The organism is Streptomyces albiflavescens (assembly GCF_014645835.1).
Taxonomy (GTDB): Bacteria; Actinomycetota; Actinomycetes; order Streptomycetales; family Streptomycetaceae; genus Streptomyces; species Streptomyces albiflavescens.
This window is the reverse complement of sequence record NZ_BMMM01000002.1, coordinates 694,452-719,105: the sequence shown is the minus strand read 5'-3', so window position 1 is coordinate 719,105 and position 24,654 is coordinate 694,452. Positions and strand designations below refer to the sequence as shown.

The window sequence follows — 24,654 nt, the reverse complement described above, 5'->3', positions numbered from 1 at the left end:
TGGTGCTTACTTCTCTACGTAACGAAGGGAGCGCAGCCCGCGCTCCAGGTGCCAGTGCAGATAGGCCGACACCAGCCCGCTGCCCTCTCTGACATACCGCGGCTCGCACGCGTCCGCGGTCTCCCAGTCTCCCGTGAGCAGCGCGCCGAGCAGTTCGAGGGCCTGCGCCGAGGGTACGACGCTGCCGGGCACTCGGCAGTCGACGCAGACGGAACCTCCCGCCGCGACCGAGAAGAACCGATTCGGTCCCGGCATCCCGCACTTCGCGCAGGCGCTGAAGCTGGGCGCATAGCCGTTCACGGCGAGGGAGCGGAGCAGGAAGGCGTCGAGGACGAGGTGCGGTTCGTGCTCGCCGCGGGCGAGGGTGCGGAGCCCGCCGACCAGCAGCAGATACTGCTGCACGGCGGGCTCCCCCTCGTGGTCGGTGAACCGCTCCGCCGTCTCCAGCATGGCGGTCCCGGCGGTGTACCGCGCGTAGTCGGTCACGATCCCACCCCCGTACGGAGCGATCGTCTCGCTCTGCGTGCACAGCGGCAGCCCGCGCCCGATCAGCTCACTCCCCCGCGCGAAGAACTGCACGTCGACATGTGAGAAGGGTTCGAGCCGCGCACCGAACTTGGACTTGGTCCGCCGCACACCGCGGGCCACGGCGCGTACGCGCCCGTGACCGCGCGTGAGCAAGGTGATGATCCGGTCCGCCTCACCCAGCTTCTGGGTGCGCAGCACGATGCCGTCGTCGCGGAACAGACTCATGGGCCCATTCTCCCGTACGGATTCAGCGCACGTGGTCGGGTCTGCTGATCGCTTCCCAGGGAGCCATGTTCCAGGGGCTGGCCTTGTTCGCCGGGTCCAGGAGGGACTTCAGATGCGCGTCGGACACGGCCTGCGGGGCGGGGAAGTCCGCGTCCGGCGTGCCCCGCAGGTTGTCCCGCCAGACCATCCGGCCCAGCAGATAGTGCTCGGCGTACTCGCTCCAGGAGGCGTACGAGCGCACCACCGCCGGCACGATGTTCTTGAGCGCGGTCCATGTCTCGGCCTCGCTGAGCATCCCGGCGGCGAAGCCCCTGCGGGAGATGTCTACATACAGCCCGGCGTCCCACGCCAGTGGTTCCACGCCGAGCCGCCGCCGCGCCCCCGCTCGGTAGCCGCTCCGGGCGAGACCGTCGAGCCTGCCGACCAGCGCGTCACGCGAGGTGATCTCCCACTGGTCGGCCAGCCACCGCCGGGCCTTGTCCTCGTCGATGCGGGTGAACGGGTACAGGGTCGTCCGGGAGGCGTCCTGGTCCCGGTTCACCGGCGCGCTGAGCGACACCATCCACAGCTGGTGCGTGGTGAGGGGAACGGGGTACTTTCTCGCAGCCTTCGGCTTGCGACGGTTCCATATCGCCATGGCGCCGCACCCTATGTCACGCCGTTCTCAGCGGGATCAGGGCACTTCCCCTTCAGGCCCCTTCAAGCCCCTCCAAGCCCATTCAGGCCCCTTCAAGCCCATTCAAGCTCCTTCAAGGGACCTCCCCCCGACTGCGTGCATTCGCGTACGCCGTCGCCGCGCTCAGTCTCTCCGCCGCGGTGGCTCGCCGGACGGCGTCCGGTTCGCAGTCCCACTCCTTGCCACCGCCGAGCGGTCTCAGCTGTACGTACGGTCCCTCGTACCCCATGACCATCCCCACCTTCCCTGAGCGCGTGTCCACGGCGTAGGAACCGACCGGTGGCGGCTTCACCGCAGGGCCGCCGCAAGCCGGGCGGCGACCTCGACGGAACAGCCACCCAATTCGACCAGCGGACAAGGTGCCTCGCGCGCGAAATTCGCCGGGTCGATCCGCAGTGACGGCAACGAAATTCCGGCGTCGGCGAGCGCCGCCCGCAATTCCTTCACTGTTTCCTCCGCCTCTTCGGCGCACTGCGCCGAGTGTCGTCCCCCGAGTGGTGCGTGTTGTTCCCTCACCGTGCTCCCCTGTCCCTTTGAGTTTCACGCTTCGCATCTCCAGGGTGACGCTCTGCACCTACACTCGACAGGAGTGTGTCCTCTACAAGTGGGGCGCAGCGTAAGGAGGTTGGCCTGTGGCCAACGGTTCGCGGCAGGCGGCGTGGGAGTTCTTCGGTGCGGAGCTGAAACGGCGCCGGGAGGAGGCCGGTTTCACTCAGGTGGAGTTGGGCGCACGCGTATTCGTCTCCGGGGGCTACATCGGCCAGTTCGAACAGGCTATTCGGAAACCGCAGTTGGATGTGGCACAGAGGATCGACGAACTCCTACAAAGCGGGGGCTTTTTCGAGCGCGCCTGGCGAAAGCTGATCGACGACAAGCGGTACGCGGATTATTTCGCGGAGGTTGTGGAGCTGGAGGGGACGGCGACGAAGATCTGTCAGTTCGCGCCGTCGGTGATTCCGGGGCTGCTACAGACGGCCTCATACGCACGGGCGGTCACGATCGCAGCCAACCCGTTCGTCACCGCCGAGTACGTTGAGGAAAAGGTGTCCGCGCGGTTGGAGCGAGCCCACATCCTCAAGGACGCTACAAGGCCCGAGTATTGGGCGATCCTGCACGAAAACGTGTTGGGTGTGCCGGTGGCTGGCCAGGCAGCCATGGCTGAGCAGCTGGATCACATCGCCACGCTGGCGCGCGAGCGGAAAGTGCTGGTGGCAGTGGTTCCTCGGTCGGAGGGGGCGTGCGCTGCAATGGCGGCGATGCTGCAGCTCATGGAGTTCGACGACGCACCGCCGACCCTCTATACAGAGACGTCGTTTTCGGGCGACTTGCTGGACGATCCGGCGGTGGTGAAGCGGGCGCAGCGCGCATACGATCTGCTCAGGGGCGCCGCGCTGTCGCCGAAGGCGTCCCTCGCCCTGATCGAGTCGGCGGCCGAGGACTTCAGACGATGCGCGAGTACGACCTGAGCAACGCCCGCTGGCGCAAGAGCAGCTACAGCGGCGGTGACGGCGGGGAGGCCTGCATCGAGGTCGCGTACGACTTCATCGGCGCCGCCCAATGGCGCAAGAGCACGTACAGCAACGGCGAAGGCGGCGAGTGCGTCGAAGTAGCCGACGGAGTCCCCGGCGTCGTGCCCGTCCGTGACAGCAAGGTCCCGGACGGCCCCGTCCTGCTGGTCAGTGCCCTCGCCTGGACGGAGTTCGTCGGCGCCGTCACGAGGTGACCGTGCCGACGGTTCTCCAGTGGCCGTGGGAGCGCCCCCACAGCCACCCCACCGACCAACCCTCACCGGTTCGCAGAGACCAACCCCGCCTCATAGGCGATGATCACCAGCTGCACCCGGTCCCGCGCGTCCAGCTTCGACAGCAGGCGGGTGATGTACGTCTTCGCCGTGGCCACGCTGATGAAGAGCTGTTCCGCTATCTCGGTGTTGGACAGGCCTGTGCCGACCAGGGTCAGGACCTCGCGTTCACGGTCGGTGATCACCGTCAACTTACGGCGTCCGGTGGGCCGTTCGGGGCGCGAGGTGAAGTCCTGGATCAGGCGGCGGGTGACGCTGGGGGCGATCAGGGCGTCGCCGGCCGCCACGACGCGTACCGCCCCGAGGATGTCGTCCAGCGCCATGTCCTTGACCAGGAAGCCGGACGCGCCCGCGCGCAGCGCCCCGTACACATAATCGTCGTCGTCGAAGGTGGTGAGGACGACGATCCTCGACTCGCCGCCACCGTCCGTGATCCGGCGGGTTGCCTCGATACCGTCCATCCCGGGCATGCGGATGTCCATCACGACGACGTCCGGGGCGAGTTGACCGGCCAGCGCCACCGCCTCCTCACCGTTCGCCGCCTCCCCCACCACCTCGACGTCCTCGATGTCGGCGATGACCATCCGCAAGGCCGTACGGATGAGTTGCTGGTCGTCGGCCAGTACGACCCTGATCGTCATCGCGCTCCCACCTGGACCGGGACGGGGAGGCGGGCCGTCACGCGGAAGCCGCCCTCGGGGCGCGGTCCGGCCGTGAACTCGCCGTGCAGCAGGGCCACGCGCTCGCGCATGCCGACGAGGCCGAAGCCCGTGTCGATGGTGCTGCCCCGGCCCCTGCCGTCGTCGGTGACGTCCACGGCGACTTCCTCGTCCCGGTAGTCGATGGTCACCCGGCAGGCGGTCGTGCCCGCGTGGCGTACGACGTTGGTGATGGACTCCTGGATGATGCGGAACGCCGACAGGTCTATGTCCGAGGGGAGTTGGCGCCGCTCGCCCTGCCGGGTGACCTGCACACTGACGCCCGCGGCCGTCGTCGCGGCGGCCAGCCGGTCGAGGTCGGCCAGCCCTTCGGCAGGGCTCAACCGCGAGGGATCGGGAGCCCTGCCCTGGTCCGCCTGCCGCAGCGCCACCAGCATGCGCCGCAGCCCGGCGAGGGTCTCCCGGCCCGCCGTCTCCACCGCCGTCATCGCCTCACGCGCGGCGTCCGGCTGGGTGTGCACGACGCGCGCCGCCGCCCCCGCCTGGAGGGCGATGATGCCGATGCTGTGGGCGACCATGTCGTGCATCTCGCGGGCGATGCGCAGTCGTTCGTCGGTGACGGCCTGCGTAGCGGCCTGGAGGCGCAGCCTCTCGGCGTACTCGCGGGTGCGGTGGGAGGCGTCGCCGAGCAGCCAGGCCACGACGGCCGTCATGGCCACGGCGAGTTCGGCCGACGCACCGATGCCCCAGCCGGACAACAGCCGTACGGTCAGCCAGGCCACTAGCATGCCGAGCGCCATGGAGACCGCGGTGACTCCCGTACGACGCGGGCGGGCGGCCGCGATGAAGTAGAGGGCGACGTCGACCGCGAGGAACTGGGTCAGCTGGATCGCCCCCACCCCCAGGTTCATGGTGGCGAAACCGGCGGCCGCGAGCAGCATCGCGAGGGCCGTCAGCGGCCGTCGCGACAGCAACCGGCCGCCCGCCAGCGCCAGCGCGGTGGCGAGCGCGAGGATCACCAGTCCGTCCCAGCGGTAGAACTGAGCCGCGGCCAGCTCGTCCGGTGTCTCCTCGCCGGGGAGCCGGATGCGCGCGAGGAACGTGAACACGGCGCTCGCGCACCAGGCCAGCGCCACCCACGTACCCGGCGGCACACGCTTGAGCAGAGGCAGCGGCGGTGTGACATGCATGCGGCGATCGTAGGCTCGCGCCCCCTGCACGGCATCGGCCCGCGGACGTACAACCCTGGTCGACATCCGCCCGTGGTGAGTGTCGGCACCGGACCGATGTCCCGGGCCCGTCCCCGGCGAGACGGTGTTCCGCGTGATCGAAGTCAACGAACTGACCAAACGCTACGGCGACACCACAGCCGTACGGCAACTGACGTTCCAGGTACGCCCGGGGCACGTCACCGGGTTCCTCGGCCCGAACGGCGCGGGCAAGACGACGACGCTGCGCATGCTCCTCGGCCTGATCGCCCCGACCGGCGGAACCGCCACCGTCGACGGACGCCCCTTCCGGGACCGTCCCCGCGGACTGCGCCACGTCGGCGCACTGCTCGACGCGGGTGACGTGCACGGTGGACGCAGCGCACGGGCCCATCTGTCGGCCCTGGCGCGCAGCAACCGGATCCCGTACAGCCGGGTCGACGAGGTGCTGGCGGAGGTGGGGCTGTCGGGCGCAGCGGCCCGGCGTCGCGTCGGCGGGTTCTCGCTCGGCATGAGGCAACGCCTCGGTATCGCTACGGCCTTGCTCGGCGATCCCCCGGTGCTGATGTTCGACGAACCGCTCAACGGGCTCGATCCGGAGGGTGTGTTGTGGGTACGCGGGTTGTTCCGACGACTCGCCGCCGAGGGCCGCACCGTCTTCGTCTCCAGCCATCTGATGTCCGAAATGGAGAACACCGCCGACCAGTTGATCGTCATCGGGCGCGGTGAGCTGATCGCGGCGGAGAGCGTGACTGAGTTCGCGGCACGCGGCACCCGGCTCACCGTGACGGTCCGTACGCCGGACGCCGACCGGCTGACGGCCGTGCTGTCCGCCGAGGGCGCCGCCGTGGCGCCGTACGACGACCGGACCCTGAAGGTGACGGCCCTGAGCGCGGCGCGCATCGGTGAGCTCGCCTTCCACCACCGGATCCTGCTCGAAGAGCTGACCCCGCAGGCCGCCTCCTTGGAAGCGGCCTTCATGGAACTGACCGCCGACAGCGCCGAATTCCTCGCCGGAGACTCCCGATGACACCGACCACGCCCACGGTGGCCCTCGCCCCGCCCGCTCCCCGGTTCGTGGACCTCCTCGCCGCCGAGTGGATCAAACTCCGCTCCCTGCGCTCGACGTACTGGGCGCTCGGCACCGGCGCCCTGGCGGTCATCGCCTTCAACGCGAACGCGGCACGGGTGGACGCGAGCGACTTCCCCAGGTTCGACCCGCGCATGCGGGCCAACATGCAGTGGCTGGCCCTCCGCGACGCCTTCTCCGACGGCTCCGCCATGATCCTGATCCTCGCGGTGGCGAGCATCGGCGCGATCACGGTCGTGGGCGAGTACTCGACGGGCCTGATCCGTACGACGTTCACGGCCGTTCCGGACCGCCGCGCGCTGATGGCGGCGAAGGTGACCCTGGTGACCGCGGTCATGACGGTCTACGGCGCGCTCGTCGCGGGCGCCTCCTTCGCCTTGACGCAGGCCATCCTCGACACCCGTGACCGGGGCCTCCCGCTCTCCCACCCCGGCGCCCTCCGCGTCGTGGTGGCCTCCGCGCTGCTCGCCCCGGTCTGCGCCCTCGCGGGCATGGCCCTGGGCGCCCTGATCCGGCACAGCGCCACCACGATGGTCGCCACCACCGCCGTACTCCTCCTGATCCCCACCTTCATCACCGACCGCTATCGGTGGACGGCCGCCGTGAAGCACGCCCAGCCCGTGAACGCCTGGACCCGCCTGACCGACATCGCCTTCGGCCACGATCCCTTCACTCTGGTCCCGCGCCATCCGGCGACGGTCACGGGCGCCTGGATCACGTTCGCGGCGTGGGCGGCGGTGTCGGCGGTGGTCGCGGTCGTGGCGGTGGACCGACGGGACGTGTGACGCGCGTAGGGCTGTCACAAACGAGGCGGCTGTCCTGTCTTCTCTCTGGACAGTCCCTGTTTGGAGGAATACATGAGCGCTGAGCACGCACACCTGCCCCCAGGCGTCGAGGTGATCACGACCCTGGCGGAGGCGGCGGCCCGGATCCCGGCCGGCGCCGAGGCCAGGACCATCCGCGTCACCCTGCCGCCCGGTGACCTCGGGGCGCCGCCGCACCGGCACCCCGGGCCGCTCTTCGGTTACGTGACCCAGGGCGAGATCCTCTTCGAGCTGGAGGGGCAGCCGCCCCGGGTGCTCAAGGCCGGTGACGCCCTGTTCGAGCCTGGGGGCGACGTGATCCACTACCAGGGCGCCAACAACCTTTCGGACGCGCAGTCGCAGCTGGTGGTGACCATGTTCGCGCCGCCCGGTGCCCCGATTCTGACCGTGGTCAGCGCGGAGGAACTGGCCGAACGACGACACCTACGGGTTGCTCAGCCATGATGACCACCAGCATTCCGGATCTCTCTTTCCGCCTTGGCTGAGGACCAGTTGGCCGCCGCCAGAGAGGCTAGGGGGTTTCTGATAGTGACGTACAGGCCGGCCCAGAGGTCGAGGCTGCGACGTGTGCTGGTGGGGTCGTACGCCGCCGTCGGCAGTTGCGGGACGCGTTTTCCGTCGGCGGGCTCCGGTTCCGCGCCGGTCATCCCTCTGCCGTGAAGCGGCGTACGTACCTTCGCTGCCACGGTGTCTCCACCGCGTGGCGGTCGTAGTGGCGGCGTACGAAGGCGACCGCTTCCTCCGGCGGTACTCCGTCGAGGACGGCGAGGCAGGCCAGGGCCGTGCCGGTGCGGCCGTGACCGCCGCCGCAGGCGATCTCCACGCGGTGGGTGGGAGTTCGTTTCCAGGCCTCGGTGAGCAGCCTGCGGGCCTCGTCCCGGTCGGTGGGCAGCCGGAAGTCCGGCCAGCGCAGCCAGTGGGTTTCCCACGGGGCTTCGGGGGGTTGCTTGCCGAGGAGGTACACGGCGTACGTCGGTGCCGGGGCGTCTGCCGGGAGCGGCCTGCGCAGGGCGCGGCCCCGCACCAGCCGCCCGGAGGGCAGACGCAGCACGCCGGTACCGTGCGGGTCCCATTGCTCGGCCATGGATTTTTTCGCCCCCTCCGCCCCTGCCCTCCCCCAAGCTCTCGGCTTCGCTCGAGCAGGGGGGACCCCCATCGTCCCTGGGGGCTGCGCCCGGGTTGTTCTTCGGCTGCGGGTGAGTGGGGGCTTGTCGCGCAGTTCCCCGCGCCCCTGTCGGGGCGCTCCCCGTTCAGCTCACCCCGCGTGACTCCTGTGCCGCACGGGCCTCGATGCCCCGGAAGTGGTCCGCCATCGCCCGTTGCGCGCCCTCGACGTCGCGGGCGCGCAGTGCGGTGACGATGTCGCGGTGGCGGCGGACGGTCACCTCGGGTGCCGGGTCGTCGGTCCAGCCGCGGGCGCCGGCGACGCGGCGGAACACCGTCCAGAAGGCACTGAGGAGCTGCGGCACGAAGGTGTTGCCGAGGGAGGCGTACAGCAACTCATGGAATTCGCGGTCGAGTTCGGGGAAGGGACGGCCTGCGCGGCCCGCGGCCTCCATCTGGGACACGACGGATTCGAGGCGGTCGAGTTCCTCCTCGGAGAGCGTCGCCGCGACCCGGCGGATCAGCCCCTCTTCCAGGACCTCACGGACCTGCAGTATCTCCGCCAGCGCACCCGTCTCGTCGTCCGGCTGGGCGAGCGTGCGGAAGGTGAGGCCGTCGACGAGCGGGGTCAGGGAGGCCTGGCCGACGTAGGTGCCGTAGCCGTGTCTGATCTCGACTATGTCCAGCGCCTGCAAGGCCTTGAGGGCCTCGCGGACGGAGTTCCGGCTCACGCCGAGGTCGGTCATCAGCTCGGTCTCGGTGGGCAGCGGCGCACCGGCCTGGAGCTTGCGGTCGAGGATCAGCTGCATGACCTCGCGCTGGATCTGGCTGCTCACCCGGCGCTCTGGCCGGCGCCGGTTCCCGGTCTCCTCAGACATGCGCCGCATCGTACGCTCGCTGGACATCGGACGTCCCACCTCCGGGCTGATTAAACGTCAACTGCCGCCAACTACCCTGTCTCACACCGCCATTGGTCGCACCTGTGGAAGATACGCCATTCGTGTGCGATCCCTTGACCCCCTCCACGCCCCCTCTTATGGTCACGCTGCCCCCTATGACGTAGGACGTCGTATCTCCTACTCACTGGATCACTTCACTGGACCACTCCTTGCTGGAGGAACCGTGCGCGACGTGACCCACACTCCGGCGCTGCACCGCCGGTCGTTCCTGAAGTACACCGGCGCCCTCGGTGCGGCCGCCGCCCTCTCCTCGTCGCTGGCGGCCTGCTCGTCCGGGCCGGAGTCCACGAACGACACCGGAGGCGGAGGCGGAGGCAAGAACGCCACGCTGACGGCTGTCATCGGCTACGGGAACGACGGCAGCTGGGATCCGACACAGACCGCGTCCGCCTTCTGCATGGCCGCCAACAACCACATCTACGAGGGCCTGCTCGACACGGACCCGATCTCCCGCGAGCCGTACGCCGCGCTCGCCACCGAGGTGCCGTCCGATCTCAGCGGCACGTCCTGGAAGTTCACGCTGCGGGCGGGCGCCAAGTTCCACGACGGGAAGCCGGTCACCGCCGACGACGTGGTGTTCGTCTTCGACCGGATACTCGATCCGAAGACGCCGAGCCTCGCCAAGGGCTTCTTCGCCAGTTGGCTGAAGGAAGTCAAGAAGATCGACGCGCAGAACGTCGAGCTGGTCCTCAAGTTCCCCTTCCCCGAGGGGATCTCGCGGCTCACCCTGGCGAAGATCATGCCGAAGCACATCTTCTCCCAGCCGGGTGCCTGGGACGACGCGATCAAGGGCAAGGCGGTCGGCTCGGGGCCGTACCGGCAGACCGCGCACCACCCCAAGTCGAACACCACCTTCGAGGCGTTCGCCGACTACAACGGGCCGCGCAAGGCCGCGTTCAAGAAGATGAACTGGCTGACCATAGTGGATGCCGCACCCCGGGTCGCGAAGATCTCGGGTGCCAGCGCCGGCGCGCAGATCGCCGACAACATCCCGTACGCCAACATCGAACAGCTCAAGAAGAGCGGCATGACCGTCCAGGGCGGCGCGGGCATGAACAACCTCTTCCTCATGTTCAACACCCAGCACAAGCCCTTCGACGACGTACGGGTCCGGCAGGCGCTGCACTACGCCATCGACACCGGCAAGATGGTCGAGGTCGCCCTCAAGGGGCACGGAAAGCCGTCGAGTTCCTTCCTCAACGAGGGCAACCCGAGCTACCGACCCGCGAAGACCGTCTACTCGTACGACCCCGAGAAGGCGAAGAAGCTCCTGAAGGAGGCCGGGGTCAAGGGGCTGAAGATCGAGATCCTGTCGGTGAACGTCAGCTGGATCGTCGACTGCCTGCCGACCATCAAGGCGTCCTGGGACGCGATCGGTGTGGAGACCACCCTGTCCCCGCAGGAGACGACCGCCGTCTTCACCAAGATGGACCAGAAGCAGGACTACCAGGTCGTCGCGGCCGCCTCGAATCCCAATCAGTTCGGGCTGGATGCCGACCTGATCATGCACTACAACTACGGTCCCGAGAACCTCTGGATGGGCTACGCCCACTGGGCCGGCAACTCCGTGGCGAAGAAGCTCTTCAAGGACATGGACCAGGCGACCCAGGAGCCGGACGCCGACAAGAAGAAGACGATGATCCAGGACTACATCGACATCGTCGCCGAAGAGGCCGTGCTCTACCCGGTCGTGCACAACGAGTTGATGACGGCATGGGACCCGAAGAAGCTCACGGGGATAAGGGCACAGCCGTATCCGGGCATCAACCTGTTGCAAGCCAAGTGGGTCTAGGCGCCGGAGGAGTTCCTACGTGGTCGCCATTGCCAGGATCCTGCTGCGCCGCGTCGCGCTGCTCGTGCCGCTGATGCTCGGGATCGTCCTGTTCGTGTTCCTCGTGATGCGGTTCTCCGACGTCGATCCGGCGTCGGCGTTCTTCCAGGGCGCCAATCCGACCCCGCAGCAACTGCACGACTTCCGGGAGCAGAACGGGCTCCTCGACCCGCTGCCGGTGCGCTACTTCCACTTCGTCGGGGACCTGCTCCACGGCGACATGGGCACCAGCGCGCTGACCCGGGGGTCGGTCCTCGACCAGGTCACCACCGCGCTGCCGCTCACGCTCCAGCTCACCTTCCTGGGGCTCGGCATCGCGGTGGTGCTCTCGCTGCTCGGCGGGGTCACCGCCGCGATCTACCGCGACCGGCTGCCCGACCAGATCATCCGGGTCGTCTCGCTCACGGGGGTCGCGGCGCCGGGCTTCTGGCTGGCCCTCCTCATGATCCAGTATCTGGCCGTCGACCAGGGCTGGTTCCCGACCGGCGGCTACATCAACCCGGCCGACTCGCTGAGCGGCTGGCTGAAGACCATGGCCCTGCCCGCGCTCGCACTCTCCCTCCCGGTCGCCGCGCAGCTCACCCGGATCGTGCGCACCTCCGTGGTGGAGGAGCTGGACAAGGACTACGTACGGACGGCGATCGGGAGCGGTCTGCCGCCGCGGGTGGTGGTCGGGCGGAACGTGCTGCGCAACGCCCTGATCAACCCGCTCACTGTGCTGGGCCTGCGCGTGGGTTATCTGCTCGGCGGCGCGGTCGTCATCGAGACGATCTTCTCGCTGCCGGGCATGGGCAAGCTGATGATCGACGCGGTGAAGAACGGCGACCCGGCGGTCGTCCAGGGCGTCGTGCTGACCACGGCCACCGGCTTCGTGGTCGTGAACCTCGTCATCGACATCCTGTATCTGCTGGTCAACCCGCGACTGAGGGAGGCCGCCTGATGTCGCTGCCCGGGGGTGCGACCTGATGTCACTACTGAGGGATGCGACCTGATGTTCACGCGCAAGAGCCTCACCGAGGCCCTCTCCCGGCCCGGCGTCCGGCTGCGTGGCTGGCGCCGGCTGCCGCTGCTGTCGAAGATCGCCGTCTGTTTCCTGGCCGTGGTCGTGCTGGTGGCGCTCTTCGCCCCGCTGCTCGCCCCGCACGACCCGCTCGACCAGCAGGCGCCCGTGGACGGCACCGGACACCCGTCCGCCGACCACTGGATGGGGCAGGACAGCCTCGGCCGGGACATCCTCAGCCGACTGATGTACGGCGCCCGCTGGTCCCTCGCGATCGGCCTGGGCGCCACCGCACTCGCCCTCGTCGTGGGAGCACTCCTCGGCGCGGTCGCGGCGACCTCCCGCAAGGCCGTCGACGAGACGCTGATGCGCTGCCTGGACGTGGTGATGGCCTTCCCCGGCATCGCGCTGGCCGCGGTCCTGGTGGCCGTCTTCGGCGGCGGCATCACGGTACTGATCTGCGCGATCGCGTTCCTGTTCACGCCGCCGGTCGCCCGGGTCGTACGGGCCAACGTCCTCGACCAGTACGGCGAGGACTACGTGACCGCCGAGCACGTGATCGGCGCCCGCACTCCACACATCGTCCTCAAGCACGTGGCCATCAACTGCGCCGCCCCCGTGCTGGTGTTCTGCACCGTGCAGGTCGCGGAGGCCATCGTCTTCGAGGCGTCGCTGTCCTTCATCGGCGCGGGCGTACGGCCCCCGGACCCGTCCTGGGGCAGCGTCATCGCGGACGGCAAGAACATGGTGCTGACCGGCGGCTGGTGGGCCACGGTCTTCCCGGGTCTGCTGATGCTGATCACCGTACTGTCGCTGAACATCCTCTCCGAGGGCGTCTCGGACGCGTGGGCGGCGCCGGCGGCCAGGGACGTGTCCGCGCCCGCGGCGGAGGACCGGCTGGAGGCCGCCGAGCCGGGCAGCGGCAAGGTCCTGGAGCTGCCGGGTCTCGCGGAGGCGGCAGCCCGCCTGCGCTCACGGGCCCGCCCGTTGCCCTGCGGTCAGCCCGTCCTCGCCGTGGAGAACCTGGCCATCGGCTTCGACGCCCGCCACGGAGGCGTGGACATCGTCGACGGCATCAGCTTCGAGGTGCAACCGGGCGAAGTACTCGGTCTGGTCGGCGAGTCCGGCTGCGGCAAGTCGCTGACCGCGCTGACGGTGATGGGCCTGGAGCCGAAAGGGGCGCGCGTCCGCGGCCATGTCCGGTTCAACCAGCGGCAGTTGATCGGCGAGCCGATGCGTGTACGACGTCGGCTGCTGGGCCACGAGATGGCGATGATCTACCAGGACGCGCTGTCGTCCCTGAACCCGGCGATGACGATCAGGGCCCAGCTGAAGCAGGTCGTACGCAGGGGTGGCAAACGCTCCCCGGCCGAGCTGCTGGAACTGGTCGGCCTCGACCCCGACCGCACCCTGCGCAGCTACCCTCACGAACTCTCCGGCGGCCAGCGCCAGCGCGTCCTGATCGCGATGGCCCTGTCCCGCAGCCCCAAGCTGATCGTCGCCGACGAACCGACCACGGCCCTCGACGTGACGGTGCAGGCACAGGTCATAGAGCTGCTGCTGCGGCTGCGCGCGGAGCTGGACTTCGCGCTGATCCTCGTCTCGCACGACCTGGCGCTGGTCTCGGCGGTCACCGACCGGGTGGTCGTCATGTACGGCGGGCAGATCGTCGAGACCGGCGTGACCGCCGACCTGGTGGAGGCCCCGGCCCACCACTACACGCGCGGGCTGCTGGGCAGCGTGCTCTCGCTGGAGTCGGCGGCCGAGCGCATGACCCAGATCAGGGGGGTCGTGCCCTCGCCGGCCGACTTCCCGGCCGGCTGCCGCTTCGCCGACCGCTGCCCGATGGCGAGCGAGGTGTGCCGTACGACGGTGCCGGACCTGGCGGGGACACGGGCGCACACGGCGGCCTGCCACCACCCCGCCGCCGACCTGGGGACCATGGCGAGGGAGAGCGGGGGCGCCGTCGCGCTGGCCGACCCCAACGGAAGCGAGGGGGCTGTCACGTGACCGCGCGGACCGGGAAAGCCGAGGCCCTCACGTGACCGCGCGGACCGGAGAACCCGAGGCCCTCAAGTGACCGCGCCGACTGGGAAAGCCGAGGCCCTCAAGTGACCGCACTGGTAGCGCTGTCCGACACTCATGTCGTCCACAAGGCCCGCACCGGCGGCCTGTTCGCCCGTGACCGGGTGTACGCGCTCACGGGCGCCGACCTCGCCATCGCGCCCGGCGAGACGGTCGGGGTCGTCGGCGAGTCCGGCTGCGGCAAGTCGACGCTCGCGAAGGTGCTGGTGGGGGTGCAGCGGCCGACGTCCGGCACGGTGACCTTCCGTGGCCAGGACGTCTGGTCCATGAAGCCCGCGGAACGGCGCACGGCCATCGGCAGCAGCACCGGCATGATCTTCCAGGACCCGTCGACGGCGCTGAACCGCCGGCTGACGATCCACCAGATCCTGCGGGACCCACTGGACGTCCACCGGCGCGGCACGACCGCCGAACGTGCGGACCGCGTACGTGAGTTGATGTCACTGGTCGGCCTGCCCCGCGCCCTCGCGGACGCCTTGCCCGGCCAGCTCTCCGGCGGCCAGCGCCAACGCGTGGCGATCGCCCGGGCCCTGGCGCTGGACCCGGACCTGGTGGTGGCCGACGAGCCGACGAGCGCGCTGGACGTGTCGGTCCGCGCCCAGATCCTGAACCTTCTCCTGGACCTGAAGGAGCGTCTCGGCCTGGCCCTGGTGTTCGTCTCGCACGACATCCAGACGGTACGGCGGATGAGCGACCGGGTGATCACGATGTACCTCGGCCGGATCGTCGAGGAGTCACCGGCCGACGAGGTCACCGACCGCTCCCGCCACCCGTACACGCGAGCTCTCTTCTCCGCGACCCCTGGCCTGCTCGACCCCATCGACCCGATCCCCCTGGTGGGCCCCGTCCCGTCGGCAACGCGTCCGCCGAGCGGCTGCCCGTTCCGCACGCGCTGCTGGAAGGCGGACGACGCGTGCGCGTCATCCATGCCGGACTTCGCGGCCGCGTCGACCCCCGATCACCGCTACCGGTGCCACCATCCTGTGGAGGAGGGCCAGTCCACGCGCACGCTGGTCGCGCAGGCCGAGTCCGCCGCCCCGGCCACCGCCATGGCCGACGTTCCGATCCAGCAGCACATCAGGGAGCCTTCATGACCGCCCACCCGTCTCCCACCACCACCCTTCTAAGGCCGCGCTTCGCGCCTTTCTCCATCCCGTTGACCGGTGTCGTACCGCCCGTCTGCACTCCCTTGACACCGGAACGCGAGGTGGACGTCCCCTCGCTCATCAGGCTCGTGGACCATCTGGTGGACGGCGGGGTGGACGGTCTGTTCGTGCTCGGCTCCACGTCGGAAGCGGCATATCTGACGGATGCGCAGCGCAGGCTGGTCGTGGAGACCGTGACCGGCCATGTCGCCGGCCGGCTCCCGGTGCTGGCGGGTGCGATCGACATGACGACGCCGCGCGTCCTGGACCACGTTCGGGACGTGACGGCGGCCGGCGCGGATGCCGTGGTCGTCACGGCCCCCTTCTACACCCGCACCCACCCGGTGGAGATCGCCCGCCACTACCGCGTGATCGCGACGCGGTCGCCCGTGCCGGTCTTCGCCTACGACCTCCCCGTCTCCGTCCACACGAAGCTAAGCGCCGAGCTGGTCCTGGAGCTGGCCGCGGACGGTGTCCTCGCCGGCCTCAAGGACTCCAGCGGCGACCTCGGCTCCTTCCGCAGCGTCGTCACGGGCGCCCGGTCCCACCCCGACATCACCGGTTTCACCCTCCTCACCGGTTCTGAGGTCGTCGTCGATTCCGCGCTGGCCCTCGGAGCGGACGGGGCGGTGCCCGGGCTCGGGAACGTCGATCCGGTCGGCTACGTGCGGCTGTTCCGGCTCTGCCGGGACGGTGACTGGGAGCGGGCTCGGGCCGAGCAGGAACGGTTGTGCGCGCTGTTCCGGATGGTGGACGTGGGGGATGCCGCCCGGATGGGCGGTAGCTCGTCCGCCCTCGGTGCGTTCAAGGCTGCGCTGTATCTGCGGGGGGTCATCGACTGCCCGGCCACGGCCGAGCCGCAGGTTCCGCTGTCGGAGGGGGAGGTCGAGCTGGTGGGGAAGTATCTGGCGGGGGCGGGGTTGCTGTAAGGGATGGATTTCGCCCCCTCCGCCCCTACCCGTCCCGTACCAGCCTTCGGCTGCGGGTTCGTGGGGGCTTGTCGCGCAGTTCCCCGCGCCCCTCGGGGGCGCAGCCCCCAGGGACGGGACGGGTAGGGGCGGAGGGGGCGAGAAAACCCTCACCCCAGCACATCGCTCACCGGCACCCGGCGGAACTCGATCGTGTCGTAGGTGCCGGTCGTGCCGGTCTCGTAGAGGAGGCCGACGCGGCTCGCGCCGAGCTGCACGAGGTCGGAGTATGCGGCGCGCTGCGAGGAGAGCGTCTTCGCCCTGGTGAAGGACCCGCCGGCGTCCGTGCTGCGCCAGATGGCCATGGACTGACGGGCGGTGGGGACGGAGGGACCGGAGAAGAGGAGGGGAGCCGAGGGACCCGTCAGCTGGAGGACGCTCGCCTGGACGACGGGGACGTCGTTCAGGGTGGGCTGGACGGCGTAGGGGCGGTCCAGGGTTTCACCGCCGTCACTGGAGTAGGAGTCGAGGCGGTTTCCGGTACTCGTGCCGTTCTGGTCGCGGGAAGTGAAGTACAGCCGCCCGTCGGGGAGTTCAGCGGCGCCGCTCTCGTTCGCGTTGTCGACACCGTCGTACGAGTCGTCCACGAAGCCCAGCCGCCAGGTGACCCCGCCGTCGTCGCTGTAGATGGCGTGCGCGCCGTAGTACTTGGGCTCCTGCCCGGTGTCGGCGGAGCCCACCGGCGGGGCGGCGGAGTGGTTGGCGGCGACGACCAGGCGCCCGGCATGCCGGCCGTGGCGCAGAGCGATCGCGTGGCCGGGGCCGGTGGCGTACCACCGCCAGCCCGGCAGCTTCACCTCCGCCGTGATGTCCCGCGGAGCGGAGAAGTGCCGGCCGTCGTCGCGGCTCGTCTGGACGAAGACGCGACGGCTCTGCTCCGGCGTGACCTCGCCCCGCATTATCTGCGCCTCGGTCACCGCACCGCTGTTGTAGGACGTGACCAGCACGATCCGGCCGGTCTTCGGGTCCACCACCGGCGCCGGGTTGCCCCGGGTGTCGCCGTCACCGGACGCGACGACCCGCAGCGGGCCCCACGTACAGCCGCCGTCGAAGGAGCGCCTGAGGACGACGTCGATGTTGCCGGTGTCGCCCGCGCTGTTGTGTCTCCCCTCGGCGAAGGCGAGCACCGTGCCCGCGCGCGTGGTGACCGTCGCCGGGATGCGGTACGTGTCGTAGCCGTTCTGCCCCGCCGTGTACGGCACGGAGGAGGTGCAGCCCCGGCCGGCGAGCGACGCGCCGGACGCGGTGCCCGTGGCGGCGAGCGCGGTGAGAAGTCCGACGGCTGCCGCCAACGCGACCTTGCGGCTCGTGATGCTCATGGCCCTCCCCGGACTCCGATGGACATAGGACGTGGGATGTCCAGGAGAACGTAGTGCGCCCGGGGTGACCTATCAATATCCGTGCGGCTACGGCGTGTTGATGTGGCGTCGGTTCAATGGGCGGTGCCGGGAGTGACGAGTCCCGACTCGTACGCCACGATCACCAGCTGGGCCCGGTCGCGGGCGCCCAGCTTGCCCATGATGCGGCTCACGTGGGTCTTCGCGGTGAGCGGGCTCAGTCCCAGCGTCCCGGCTATCTCGGCGTTGTTGAGGCCGCGCGCGACCAGCGTCAGCACCTCGCGCTCCCGCTCGGAGAGGCCGTCGGGACCGCCCGCCGCGGGCGCCGGAGCCGACGGGCTGCGCAGGAAACGGGCGATCAGCCGGGCCGTCGGGCCCGGTGAGAGCAAGGCCTCGCCACCGGCCACCGTACGGATGGCTTCGAGGAGCTCGGCGGGCCTCGTGTCCTTCACCAGGAAGCCTGAGGCGCCCGCGCGCAGCGCCTCCGCGATGTATTCGTCGGTGTCGTACGTGGTGAGGACCAGGACCCTGACCCCGGCCAGGTTCTCGTCGGCCGCGATGAGCCGCGTCGCCTCGATCCCGTCCAGGTCGGGCATGCGGATGTCCATGACGACCAGATCCGCCCGGGCGCTGCGCGCCAGCTCCACGGCCTCCCGCCCGGTGGCCGCCTGCCCGACCACCTCCATGTCCCGCGCCGACTCGAGCAGCATGGCGAACGCGGCCCGCACGAGCGCCTGATCGTCGGCGAGGAGTACACGGATGGTCATCGGGATTCGCCTCGCTCGAGTTCAGGCTCACGCCCGGGATCGGACGCGGGTACAGGACCGGACGCAGGTACAGGACCGGACGCAGGTACAGGACCGGACGCAGGTACGGCTCCGACATCATGTACGGCTTCGAGATCGCGCGCGGCTCGAGGGTCACGTGCGGCCCCGGAATCACGTACGCCGTCCCGCTCGGACATCTGCGCCGGTACCCCGGCCCCCAGTGGCAGCACCGCCGACACCCCGAACCCACCCTCCTCCCGCACCCCGGCCTCCAGCGTGCCGCCCACACTACGAGCCCGCTCCCGCATCCCCACGAGCCCGAACCCTGGTGTGCCGCCCGCGTCGCCGACGCCGTCGTCCGTGATCGTGACGTGCAGCGCCCAGTCCTCCGCCCGCAGGTCCACGCGTACCGTCACATCGGGACCCGCGTGGCGGACCGTGTTGGTGAGCGCCTCCTGGACGATCCGGTAGGCGGCGGCGCCGACGGCGGACGGGACATCCCCCGCCTCCACCGCGACCTCGGTCTCCACCGTGGCGCCCGCGGTGCGTGCCGCCGCCACCAGGTCCGGCACCCCGTCGAGCCCGGGCAGCGACCCGCGCCCGTCTCCGCCGAACTCGGAGGCGCGCAGCACCTCCAGCGTGGTGCGCAGTTCGCCGCGCGCGGTGCGACAGGTCTCGGAGATGTCGTCGAGGGCCCGGGCGACCGCCGTGCGGTCGAGGCGGTCGGGGTCGGCGGCCAGGACGTGCGCGGCGACGGACGTCTGGACGCCGATGAGGGTGATGCTGTGGGCGAGCAGATCGTGCAGGTCGCGGGCGATGCGCAGGCGTTCCTCGGCGACCCGGCGGCGGGCCTCCTCCTCGCGGGTCCGTTCGGCGCGTTCGGCGCGTTCGACGACCGAGGTGACGTACTGGCGGTGCACGCGCGCGTACACACCGAGCACGAGGAACGCGACGATCCAGCCGGTGACACGCAGCGCCTGGGCGCCCTCGGCGGTGCCCTGCCCGAACTTGACGGTGAGCATGATGCCGATGACGCCACCGCCGACCAGGGCGGAGCGCAGCGGGCGCCCCGTGACGGCCACGGTGAACAGGCCGAGCATCGAGACCAGCAGCGGCGCCGTGTGGTCGAAGCCGAGCGCGTGGTACGGGCCGACGCAGGCCACGAGCGCGAGGAACGAGACGAGCGGGGCGCGGCGCCGCCACACCATCGGGACATGCCCGGCGATCAGGAGGGGCCAGCCGAGCCCGTTCGGCCGTCGGCCGTCGGTGTCGAGCACGAGCGCCACGGACACGTCGACGACCAGCAGCGCGGCGGCCAGTAGCGCATCCTGGCGCAGGATCCGTGCGGGGCTGACGCTCCCCCGGTGGGCAAAGCCCGTGAGCAGTATGCGTTTGGGGTCCACCGGTTCATCCTCCGTGAGGAGGCGCCCCTGCGGGAGACAGGGGCGCCCACATGCCGCTCAGGCGACGACGACGGGTTCCTTCTGCCGCGGCTCGGGTGGCTGCGACGGCTCCTGTGACAGCCGCCCCGGCCACCACACCCTCCTCCGCAGCGCCACACTCGCGCTGGTCACCAGGTATGTGCGGACGAGGAAGGTGTCGAGCAGCACCCCGACCGCGATCACGAACCCGAGCTCGACGAGCTGCACGAGTCCCATGTTCGTCAGCACCGCGAAGGTCGCCGCCAGGACCAGTCCGGCCGAGGCGATCACACCTCCCGTCGTCCGCAGCGCGGTCAGCGCGGCGGTGGCGGGCTCGGCACCCGCGAGGGACTCCTCGCGCATCCGGTGCATGAGGAAGATCCCGTAGTCGACACCGAGCGCGACGAGGAAGACGAAGGACAGCAGCCCGAGCCCCGGGTCGGTCCCCTCGAACCCGAACAGCGGCCCGAAGACCAGCCCGCCGATGCCGAGCGCCGCGCCCCACACCGCGATCACCGCGACGACCAGCAGCAAGGGGGCGACCAGGCTGCGCAGCAGCGCGATCAGAATCAGCAGCACGGAGGCGAGCACGATCGGCACGACGACGAGCCGGTCGCGGGCGTTGGTGTCCTGGAGGTCGATCTGCTCGGCGCTCGGGCCACCGACGTACGAGCCCGAGCCCTTGAGACCTCCCCGCAAGGACTTGATCGTGGCGGTCTCGGCCGCCGACTGGGGAGCGCCCTTGGCGATGACGGAGATCTCCGTCCAGCCCTTCCCGCTGCGGCCCCGTTCGGCGCTCGCGACACCCTGCTGGTCCCGCACCGCGGCCAGCGTGGCGTCCGCCCGTCCGGTCGGGGTGATCACGGTGATCGGCTGGGTGCCCTGCCCCGGGTAGGCCTTGGCGAGTGTCTCGATCGCGGCGACCGAGTCGGGCGTGTGGACGAAGGAGTCCTGCTGCTTGAGCGAGCCGGGCAGGTTCAGCGTGCCGAGGGCGAGTGCCCCGAGCAGCACGGCCCCGCCCGCGAGGACGGCGTAGGGCCTGCGTCCGGCGGAGGACCCCATCGCGGCGAACAGACTCCGCCGCTGCTTGGGCTCACTCCCGTACGCGGGCACGAGTGGCCAGAACACCCGGCGTCCGAGCAGGACGAGTACGGCGGGCAGCAGCGTCAGCATGGCGACGAGCGCGCACAACACGCCGACCGTGCCCATCGGGCCCATGCCCCGGCTGCTGTTGAGGTCGGCGGCGAGCAGGCAGAGCAGTCCGGCGGCCACGGTGCCGGAGGAGGCGAGCACGGCGGGCCCACAGCCGCGCAGGGCCTTCCGCATCGCGTCGTAGGGCCGTTCCACGCGCCGCAGCTCCTCCCGGTAGCGGGAGATCAGCAGCAGCGCGTAGTCGGTCCCGGCGCCGAAGACGAGGATCGTCATCACGCCCGAGCTCTGACCGGAGATGGTGGTCCCGAAGGCCTGGTGGAGGCCGTACGCGACACCCATCGACAGATAGTCGGCAACGCCCGCGACGGCGAGCGGTACGAGCCACAGCAGCGGGCTGCGGTAGATGAGGATCAGCAGGACGGCGACCACGGCGACGGTGGTGTAGAGCAGCGGGCCGCCGAGCGAGTTGTAGACCTCGGCGGCGTCGGTGGCGAGCGCGCCGGTGCCGCCCACGTCGACGGTCATACCGTTCTCGGTGCGGGCGACGTCGCGTACGTCGTTCACGAACGCGTCGCGCTTCTTCTCGTCCGTCCCGGGCGCGGAGCTGGCGACCGGGTACATCAGCGTGGTGCCGTCCCGGGAGGGCACGCCCTTCGGGGGTGCGGTGAGCGGGTTCTCCTTGGTGATCTCGGCGACCTGGCGCGCGGCCGTCGCGTGGTCGGCGGCGCTCAGCCCGCCGTCGCGGTGATAGACGAGCACCAGCTCGGTGGTCTCGCCACCGGGCAGCTGGTCCTCGATCCTCGCCACTTGGGTCGAGTCGGCGCTCGCCGGCAGGTAGTCCACGGCTCGGTCGTGCTGCACGTCCGCGAGCTTCGACGCGAACGGCCCGACGACGGCGAGCACGGCCACCCAGAGCCCGAGCAGCACCCAGGGCACGGCCCTGCGCCGCCTGTGCGTGGTTGTGTTTCCGGGCCCCATGACGGGGTCCTCCCCTCCTGGCCGGATGTCTGGACAGGCACCAGACTCCCGGCGCGCGGGACCGGAATCGTCGCGCGGGAGGGCGAGTTCGGGGCTACTGCGAGGGGTGGCGAGACGCGGGCATTACTCCCCGGGGAGTACTACGACGGCGTACGCGCCGCCACCAGCAGCCGCGTCACATCGTCCGAGCAGATCGTCAGCGCCGCGCCCACGGTGGCCAGCACGTCCCGCTCGGCGGGGGTGTAGGGGCCGTCCGCCAGCGCGATGCGCGCGCCCTGGAGGAGGATCGCCTCCCGGCCGGTCGGCGCGAGGTGCGGGGCCAGCGGGTCCAGCGCCTCGTGGAGCTCTATGGCCAGACTCGCCCCGCACGGCTCCCCGAAGACCCGGCCGGTGTCCGCGGCGAGCGCCTCGACCAGCGCGCCGAGCTGGTCCTCCGTGCAGTCCTCGAAGCCGGCCGAGCGCACCGCGCTCGCGGCGGTCTCCAGCGACGTACGGGCGCAGGTGCCGCCCGCGGCGAGCACGGCGAGGGCGACGGTGTGGACGGCGTCGCGGAGCATCGCCGAGAAGCGGGTGGTGGTGGGATGGTCGAGGACATCGGTGCCGTAGTGCTGACGGCAGGCGGCGCATTCGACGACGGGCCCGGTCTCGCCGCGCGGGAGAACGGGAACGCCGAGGAGGGTGAAGCGGCGACGGCCGGTGAGGCGCTGGTAGTTGCGGTCGCCTCCGCAGCCGGGGCAGAAGAACTCGCCGTCGCCGACGGTGGTCCACGCGGTACGGGTGCCCAGAACGCGGGAAACCTGAACTGCACGACCGTTTCGTCCCCGTCCTGGCAGCACCGTCGCACACCTCCGTAACCCTGCGGCAACATCGCCGCGATGGCGTGATGTTAGCCACATTGTTGATGTGGAGTCAGTACCCAGGACGAGACCTGCTCGTGACCTCCACGCGGATTGGCCGGTAAACGATGCGGCTCCGCCCGCCTCGAAAGGCGGACGGAGCCGGAAAGAACCAGGTGAACGAGGTCAGCGGGCCGCGCGGTTGACGGCGGACACGACGGCCTTGAGCGAGGCACGTGTCGTATTCGCGTCGATGCCGATTCCCCACAGAACCTTGTCGTCGATCGCGCATTCGATGTACGAGGCGGCCTGCGCGGAGGCGCCCTCGCTCATCGTGTGCTCCTGGTAGTCCAGCAGGCGTACGTCGATGCCGACGGACTGCAGGGCGTCGAAGAAGGCGGAGATCGGACCGTTGCCGGAGCCGGTCAGGACGGTGTCCTGACCGTCGACCGCGGCCTCGACCTTCAGCGTGTCCACGCCGTCGGTGTCGGTGGTCGACTGGCCGTTCTTGACCTGGATACGGCCCCACGCGTTGTCGGGGTTGGGCAGGTACTCGTCCTGGAAGGTCGCCCAGATGTCCTTCGGCGTGACCTCGCCGCCCTCGGCGTCCGTCTTCGCCTGGATGATCTTCGAGAACTCGATCTGCATCCGGCGCGGCAGGTCCAGCTTGTGGTCGTTCTTCAGGACGTACGCGATACCGCCCTTGCCGGACTGCGAGTTGACGCGGATGACGGCTTCGTAGGAGCGGCCGACGTCCTTCGGGTCGATCGGCAGATACGGGACGGCCCACTCGATGTCGTCGACGGTGACGCCCTTGGCCTTCGCGTCGGCCTCCATCGCGTCGAAGCCCTTCTTGATGGCGTCCTGGTGGGAGCCGGAGAAGGACGTGTAGACCAGGTCGCCCACGTACGGGTGGCGCGGGTGGACCTCCATCTGGTTGCAGTACTCCCACGTACGACGGATCTCGTCGATGTCGGAGAAGTCGATCTGCGGGTCGACGCCCTGGGAGAACAGGTTCATGCCCAGGGTGACCAGGTCGACGTTGCCGGTGCGCTCACCCTGGCCGAACAGACAGCCCTCGACGCGGTCGGCGCCGGCCATCAGCGCCAGCTCGGCGGCGGCGACGGCCGTACCGCGGTCGTTGTGCGGGTGGATGGACAGGCAGACGTGCTCGCGGCGGGACAGCTTGCGGCCCATCCACTCGAAGCGGTCCGCGTGCGTGGAGGGGGTCGAACGCTCCACCGTGGCGGGCAGGTTGAGGATGATCTCGCGGCCCGGGCCGGGCTGGTAGACGTCCATGACCGCCTCGCAGACCTCCAGGGCGAAGTCCAGCTCGGTGTCGGTGAAGATCTCGGGGCTGTACTGGTAGCCGAATTCCGTCTCCGGGCCCAGCAGCTTCTCCGCGTACTCCATGACAAGGCGCGTGCCGTCAACAGCAATCGTCTTGATGTCGTCCTTGGAGCCGCGGAAGACGACCCGGCGGAAGACCGGCGCGGTCGCGTTGTACAGGTGCACGGTGGCGCGCTTGGCGCCCTTCAGCGACTCGACGGTCCGCTCGATCAGGTCCTCACGGGCCTGGGTCAGCACGGAGATCGTCACGTCGTCCGGGATCGCGTTCTCGTCCTCGATGATCGACCGTACGAAGTCGAAGTCCGTCTGTCCCGACGCCGGGAAACCGACCTCGATCTCCTTGTAGCCCATCTTCACCAGCAGGTCGAACATCGCGCGCTTGCGCGTGGGCGACATGGGGTCGATCAGGGCCTGGTTGCCGTCGCGCAGGTCCGTGGAGAGCCAGCGGGGGGCGACGGTGATCCGGTTCTCCGGCCACGTGCGGTCCGGGATGTCCACCTGGTCGTACTGACCGTACTTGTGGACCGGCATGGACGTGGGCTGCTGGCGGTTCTGGCTGTTCGCCATGGTGCGTGGGCTCCTCGTGGTGTCCGGAAAGGACGGCCGACGGCGCAACGCCAGACTCCGCGGGGAGGGGGTCGGCCTCGACTACAGGCCCTCGCCGCGGCAGCTAAGGAGAAGCAGCCCGAAACGCATGATGCTCTGCAGCC

24 protein-coding genes are annotated in these 24,654 nt (G+C 70.1%); 10 read left to right on the top strand and 14 right to left on the bottom strand.

Features of this window, described 5'->3' with window-relative positions; translation table 11 throughout:
* Nucleotides 1–6: 6 nt before the first annotated feature.
* From recO to IEY95_RS08090, 4 genes are all read right to left on the bottom strand, one after another.
* Nucleotides 7–753: a DNA repair protein RecO gene (recO, locus tag IEY95_RS08100; protein WP_189185178.1), complete on the bottom strand. Its 747-nt coding sequence runs from the start codon at nucleotides 751–753 to the stop codon at nucleotides 7–9.
* 22 nt (nucleotides 754–775) lie between these two features.
* Complete coding sequence (locus tag IEY95_RS08095; protein WP_189185177.1) at nucleotides 776–1,390, bottom strand: DUF1266 domain-containing protein; 615 nt, start codon at nucleotides 1,388–1,390, stop codon at nucleotides 776–778.
* A 112-nt stretch (nucleotides 1,391–1,502) separates the two neighbouring features.
* On the bottom strand, nucleotides 1,503–1,721 hold the full coding sequence (locus tag IEY95_RS48805) for a hypothetical protein (protein WP_229702684.1): 219 nt from the start codon (nucleotides 1,719–1,721) through the stop codon (nucleotides 1,503–1,505).
* Entirely contained in the window at nucleotides 1,718–1,876 is a 159-nt protein-coding gene (locus IEY95_RS08090) for a hypothetical protein (RefSeq protein WP_189185176.1), read from the bottom strand. The genes IEY95_RS48805 and IEY95_RS08090 overlap by 4 nt, the downstream gene beginning before the upstream one ends.
* A 185-nt stretch (nucleotides 1,877–2,061) precedes the next feature.
* Between IEY95_RS08090 and IEY95_RS08085 the strand changes: the two genes are divergently transcribed.
* The gene (locus IEY95_RS08085) at nucleotides 2,062–2,895 is read left to right on the top strand and encodes a helix-turn-helix domain-containing protein (protein ID WP_189185175.1); all 834 of its coding nucleotides are present in this window, start codon (nucleotides 2,062–2,064) and stop codon (nucleotides 2,893–2,895) included.
* Nucleotides 2,877–3,152 (top strand): DUF397 domain-containing protein, encoded by a 276-nt coding sequence (locus IEY95_RS08080; protein ID WP_189185174.1) that lies wholly within the window; start codon nucleotides 2,877–2,879, stop codon nucleotides 3,150–3,152. Before IEY95_RS08085 ends, IEY95_RS08080 begins: the two co-directional genes overlap by 19 nt.
* A gap of 62 nt (nucleotides 3,153–3,214) precedes the next feature.
* Here IEY95_RS08080 and IEY95_RS08075 read toward each other — a convergent pair whose 3' ends face one another.
* Entirely contained in the window at nucleotides 3,215–3,871 is a 657-nt protein-coding gene (locus IEY95_RS08075) for a response regulator (protein WP_189185173.1), read from the bottom strand.
* Nucleotides 3,868–5,079, bottom strand: a complete 1,212-nt coding sequence (locus IEY95_RS08070; protein ID WP_189185172.1) for a sensor histidine kinase — start codon at nucleotides 5,077–5,079, stop codon at nucleotides 3,868–3,870. Before IEY95_RS08070 ends, IEY95_RS08075 begins: the two co-directional genes overlap by 4 nt.
* Before the next feature lie 133 nt (nucleotides 5,080–5,212).
* Here IEY95_RS08070 and IEY95_RS08065 point away from each other — a divergent pair, with 133 nt between their 5' ends.
* From IEY95_RS08065 to IEY95_RS08055, 3 genes are all read left to right on the top strand, one after another.
* On the top strand, nucleotides 5,213–6,127 hold the full coding sequence (locus IEY95_RS08065; protein WP_189185171.1) for an ABC transporter ATP-binding protein: 915 nt from the start codon (nucleotides 5,213–5,215) through the stop codon (nucleotides 6,125–6,127).
* The gene (locus tag IEY95_RS08060; protein WP_189185170.1) at nucleotides 6,124–6,972 is read left to right on the top strand and encodes an ABC transporter permease; all 849 of its coding nucleotides are present in this window, start codon (nucleotides 6,124–6,126) and stop codon (nucleotides 6,970–6,972) included. The genes IEY95_RS08065 and IEY95_RS08060 overlap by 4 nt, the downstream gene beginning before the upstream one ends.
* Before the next feature lie 72 nt (nucleotides 6,973–7,044).
* Nucleotides 7,045–7,455, top strand: a complete 411-nt coding sequence (locus tag IEY95_RS08055; RefSeq protein WP_189185169.1) for a cupin domain-containing protein — start codon at nucleotides 7,045–7,047, stop codon at nucleotides 7,453–7,455.
* A gap of 199 nt (nucleotides 7,456–7,654) precedes the next feature.
* On the opposite strand, the gene IEY95_RS08050 is transcribed toward IEY95_RS08055, so the two are convergent.
* Entirely contained in the window at nucleotides 7,655–8,095 is a 441-nt protein-coding gene (locus IEY95_RS08050) for a protein-tyrosine phosphatase family protein (RefSeq protein ID WP_189185168.1), read from the bottom strand.
* A 166-nt stretch (nucleotides 8,096–8,261) separates the two neighbouring features.
* Nucleotides 8,262–9,002, bottom strand: a complete 741-nt coding sequence (locus IEY95_RS08045) for a FadR/GntR family transcriptional regulator (RefSeq protein ID WP_189185436.1) — start codon at nucleotides 9,000–9,002, stop codon at nucleotides 8,262–8,264.
* A gap of 235 nt (nucleotides 9,003–9,237) precedes the next feature.
* On the opposite strand from IEY95_RS08045, the gene IEY95_RS08040 reads away from it, so the two are divergent.
* From IEY95_RS08040 to IEY95_RS08020, 5 genes are all read left to right on the top strand, one after another.
* Nucleotides 9,238–10,866, top strand: a complete 1,629-nt coding sequence (locus tag IEY95_RS08040) for an ABC transporter substrate-binding protein (protein ID WP_189185167.1) — start codon at nucleotides 9,238–9,240, stop codon at nucleotides 10,864–10,866.
* A gap of 19 nt (nucleotides 10,867–10,885) precedes the next feature.
* Entirely contained in the window at nucleotides 10,886–11,845 is a 960-nt protein-coding gene (locus IEY95_RS08035) for an ABC transporter permease (RefSeq protein ID WP_189185166.1), read from the top strand.
* Nucleotides 11,846–11,896: 51 nt separating this feature from the next.
* Nucleotides 11,897–13,915 carry a dipeptide/oligopeptide/nickel ABC transporter permease/ATP-binding protein gene (locus tag IEY95_RS08030; RefSeq protein ID WP_229702679.1) on the top strand — a complete coding sequence of 673 codons (2,019 nt, stop codon included), beginning with the start codon at nucleotides 11,897–11,899 and terminating at the stop codon, nucleotides 13,913–13,915.
* A 101-nt stretch (nucleotides 13,916–14,016) separates the two neighbouring features.
* A complete protein-coding gene (locus IEY95_RS08025) occupies nucleotides 14,017–15,084 on the top strand; it encodes an oligopeptide/dipeptide ABC transporter ATP-binding protein (RefSeq protein ID WP_189185165.1) in 1,068 nt (355 codons plus the stop codon).
* Nucleotides 15,081–16,064, top strand: a complete 984-nt coding sequence (locus IEY95_RS08020; RefSeq protein WP_189185164.1) for a dihydrodipicolinate synthase family protein — start codon at nucleotides 15,081–15,083, stop codon at nucleotides 16,062–16,064. The genes IEY95_RS08025 and IEY95_RS08020 overlap by 4 nt, the downstream gene beginning before the upstream one ends.
* Nucleotides 16,065–16,213: 149 nt before the next feature.
* Here IEY95_RS08020 and IEY95_RS08015 read toward each other — a convergent pair whose 3' ends face one another.
* The 6 genes from IEY95_RS08015 to leuA all read right to left on the bottom strand — a co-directional run bounded on the left by IEY95_RS08015 (nucleotide 16,214) and on the right by leuA (nucleotide 24,511).
* Nucleotides 16,214–17,422 (bottom strand): sialidase family protein, encoded by a 1,209-nt coding sequence (locus IEY95_RS08015; protein WP_189185163.1) that lies wholly within the window; start codon nucleotides 17,420–17,422, stop codon nucleotides 16,214–16,216.
* A gap of 113 nt (nucleotides 17,423–17,535) precedes the next feature.
* A complete protein-coding gene (locus IEY95_RS08010) occupies nucleotides 17,536–18,207 on the bottom strand; it encodes a response regulator transcription factor (protein WP_189185162.1) in 672 nt (223 codons plus the stop codon).
* On the bottom strand, nucleotides 18,204–19,610 hold the full coding sequence (locus IEY95_RS08005; protein ID WP_373294444.1) for a sensor histidine kinase: 1,407 nt from the start codon (nucleotides 19,608–19,610) through the stop codon (nucleotides 18,204–18,206). The genes IEY95_RS08010 and IEY95_RS08005 overlap by 4 nt, the downstream gene beginning before the upstream one ends.
* A gap of 57 nt (nucleotides 19,611–19,667) precedes the next feature.
* Nucleotides 19,668–21,758: an MMPL family transporter gene (locus IEY95_RS08000; protein ID WP_189185161.1), complete on the bottom strand. Its 2,091-nt coding sequence runs from the start codon at nucleotides 21,756–21,758 to the stop codon at nucleotides 19,668–19,670.
* A 140-nt stretch (nucleotides 21,759–21,898) separates the two neighbouring features.
* Nucleotides 21,899–22,594 carry a tellurite resistance TerB family protein gene (locus IEY95_RS07995; RefSeq protein WP_189185160.1) on the bottom strand — a complete coding sequence of 232 codons (696 nt, stop codon included), beginning with the start codon at nucleotides 22,592–22,594 and terminating at the stop codon, nucleotides 21,899–21,901.
* Between the two features lie 186 nt (nucleotides 22,595–22,780).
* Nucleotides 22,781–24,511, bottom strand: coding sequence for a 2-isopropylmalate synthase (gene leuA, locus IEY95_RS07990; RefSeq protein ID WP_189185159.1), 1,731 nt, complete (start codon nucleotides 24,509–24,511; stop codon nucleotides 22,781–22,783).
* Between the last annotated feature and the right edge of the window lie 143 nt (nucleotides 24,512–24,654).

What these genes read in the sequence shown, in the direction of transcription:
- IEY95_RS08045 (WP_189185436.1), bottom strand. Translation starts at nt 9,002, where the DNA reads ATGCGGCGCATGTCTGAGGAGACCGGGAACCGGCGCCGGCCAGAGCGC.
- leuA (WP_189185159.1), bottom strand. Translation starts at nt 24,511, where the DNA reads ATGGCGAACAGCCAGAACCGCCAGCAGCCCACGTCCATGCCGGTCCAC.
- IEY95_RS08070 (WP_189185172.1), bottom strand. Translation starts at nt 5,079, where the DNA reads ATGCATGTCACACCGCCGCTGCCTCTGCTCAAGCGTGTGCCGCCGGGT.
- IEY95_RS08075 (WP_189185173.1), bottom strand. Translation starts at nt 3,871, where the DNA reads ATGACGATCAGGGTCGTACTGGCCGACGACCAGCAACTCATCCGTACG.
- IEY95_RS08020 (WP_189185164.1), top strand. Translation starts at nt 15,081, where the DNA reads ATGACCGCCCACCCGTCTCCCACCACCACCCTTCTAAGGCCGCGCTTC.
- IEY95_RS08060 (WP_189185170.1), top strand. Translation starts at nt 6,124, where the DNA reads ATGACACCGACCACGCCCACGGTGGCCCTCGCCCCGCCCGCTCCCCGG.
- IEY95_RS08055 (WP_189185169.1), top strand. Translation starts at nt 7,045, where the DNA reads ATGAGCGCTGAGCACGCACACCTGCCCCCAGGCGTCGAGGTGATCACG.
- IEY95_RS08080 (WP_189185174.1), top strand. Translation starts at nt 2,877, where the DNA reads ATGCGCGAGTACGACCTGAGCAACGCCCGCTGGCGCAAGAGCAGCTAC.
- IEY95_RS08030 (WP_229702679.1), top strand. Translation starts at nt 11,897, where the DNA reads ATGTTCACGCGCAAGAGCCTCACCGAGGCCCTCTCCCGGCCCGGCGTC.
- IEY95_RS08050 (WP_189185168.1), bottom strand. Translation starts at nt 8,095, where the DNA reads ATGGCCGAGCAATGGGACCCGCACGGTACCGGCGTGCTGCGTCTGCCC.
- IEY95_RS08015 (WP_189185163.1), bottom strand. Translation starts at nt 17,422, where the DNA reads ATGAGCATCACGAGCCGCAAGGTCGCGTTGGCGGCAGCCGTCGGACTT.
- IEY95_RS08095 (WP_189185177.1), bottom strand. Translation starts at nt 1,390, where the DNA reads ATGGCGATATGGAACCGTCGCAAGCCGAAGGCTGCGAGAAAGTACCCC.
- IEY95_RS08010 (WP_189185162.1), bottom strand. Translation starts at nt 18,207, where the DNA reads ATGACCATCCGTGTACTCCTCGCCGACGATCAGGCGCTCGTGCGGGCC.
- IEY95_RS08000 (WP_189185161.1), bottom strand. Translation starts at nt 21,758, where the DNA reads ATGGGGCCCGGAAACACAACCACGCACAGGCGGCGCAGGGCCGTGCCC.
- recO (WP_189185178.1), bottom strand. Translation starts at nt 753, where the DNA reads ATGAGTCTGTTCCGCGACGACGGCATCGTGCTGCGCACCCAGAAGCTG.